The sequence below is a fragment of the Massilia phosphatilytica genome, assembly GCF_977014125.1.
Genome location: NZ_CDRNIL010000089.1, coordinates 1 through 1,549 on the forward strand (window position 1 = coordinate 1; position 1,549 = coordinate 1,549).

The 1,549-nt window shown below is 57.0% G+C and carries 2 protein-coding genes; one reads left to right on the forward strand and one right to left on the reverse strand.

The window, feature by feature from the left end; all coding sequences use genetic code 11:
• Positions 1-955, reverse strand: a 955-nt coding sequence (locus ACWNCF_RS03055; RefSeq protein ID WP_449405969.1) for a methyl-accepting chemotaxis protein, incomplete at its 3' end; no start/stop codon positions are given.
• A 223-nt stretch (positions 956-1,178) separates the two neighbouring features.
• Between ACWNCF_RS03055 and ACWNCF_RS03060 the strand changes: the two genes are divergently transcribed.
• Positions 1,179-1,549 (forward strand): hypothetical protein (locus ACWNCF_RS03060; protein WP_449405970.1); only part of this gene is annotated, 371 nt, incomplete at its 3' end.

Genomic DNA, 1,549 nt, shown 5'->3' on the forward strand with positions numbered 1-1,549 from the left:
TCTGTTTCACGGTCGACGTCAGCTCTTCCATCGACGCGGCCGTCTCTTCCAGCGAGCTGGCCTGCTGCTCGGTGCGCGACGACAGGTCCAGGTTGCCGCCGGCGATCTCGTCGGATGCCTGCGAGATGGTCGCCGTCGCGCCGCGCACGTCGCCGACGATCTTCGCCAGGTTGTCGCGCATGGATTTCATCGCGTACAACAGGCTGGCCTGGTCGCCGGCACGGGTCTCCACCCGCACCGACAGGTCGCCGGCGGCGATGCGCGTGACGATCTCGGTGGCGTAATCCGGCTCGCCGCCCAGGCGGCGCATCAGCCAGCCGGTGATGAACACGGCACCGGCCGCGCCCAGCACGACGCTGCCGAGCACCAGCGACAGGATCCACACGCGTGACGCCGTGTAGCGGGCATTGCCCTCGACCGCCGCGGCGCGGCCGCCTGCCGTATACATATCGACGATCTTGTCGACGTGGCCGCGCAGCGCGACGATGAGCTTGTTCGACTCGCCGCGGATCAGCTTCTTGGCCAGCACGTCGTCGCCGGCGCGTGCCGCGGCACGGATCTTGCCGTCCTCGATCATGTAGCGGTCCCACATCTCGAGCAGTTGCGCATACATCTGCTTTTCTTCGGCCGATTCCTGCAGTTTCACATAGTCGTCCTGCATCTTGTGCAGATCGACCAGGTCTTTCGCAATGACCTTGTCGTACTTATCGATTTCCGACGGTTCGTTGGAAATGATGTATTGCAATTCGCGGGTGCGAATACGGGCGAGCTGCGATTTGATGTCCTCGATGACACGAATACTCGGCATCCAGTGTGACGACAATTTCATCGACGTGTCATTAACTTGTGTTAGCTGCCAGATCGCGACAGCACCGACGAGTGCGGTGAGCGCCAGCACGACGGCAAATGCAATTCCCAATTTCGTAGCGAGACGCAGGCTTGATAAATATCTCATGGTTACCGTTTGAAATGTTGACCTTCATGTTACAATGTTTCCGTACATCAACCATGATAACTGACGCGAGATGTCTACACATCCTCATTTTCCATTCTTGTCGAGTTTTTGCGACAGTCCGATCGTTACTTATATTTTTGAAATAAAGTTATTTCAAGACACAAAAACAACGATGGGTAGCACTGATATCTTTTAGAATACGGACCTTTCCTTCCGGCAACTTTTGGAGCTCCTGATGCTTACGTCCATTTCTCACCTTGGTAAGATTGCATTTGCAAAACTCGCTTTTTCCTGGGATTCCGATCTCGATTCCATTTTCGAAATATTGTCGAATCGTTTCGATGGATTTAATAACAACGGCTTTTATGCGCATCCCGACGAAATCGAATTGCGCAAGGAATTGGCCCGCGTCCCGACCCTGGCCCATCTGGCCGAAGGTATCCGCGGCCTGAATGCGCACGGCGTCGTGCTGTACGACCTGGGCCTGGCGCATTTGCCGGAAGACCGTCGCAATGCCGCCCTGTATGCCATCACGCTGATGCTCGGCTACCCGACCTCGACGGACCAGCGCACGGGCCGCGTGGCCTGGGACGT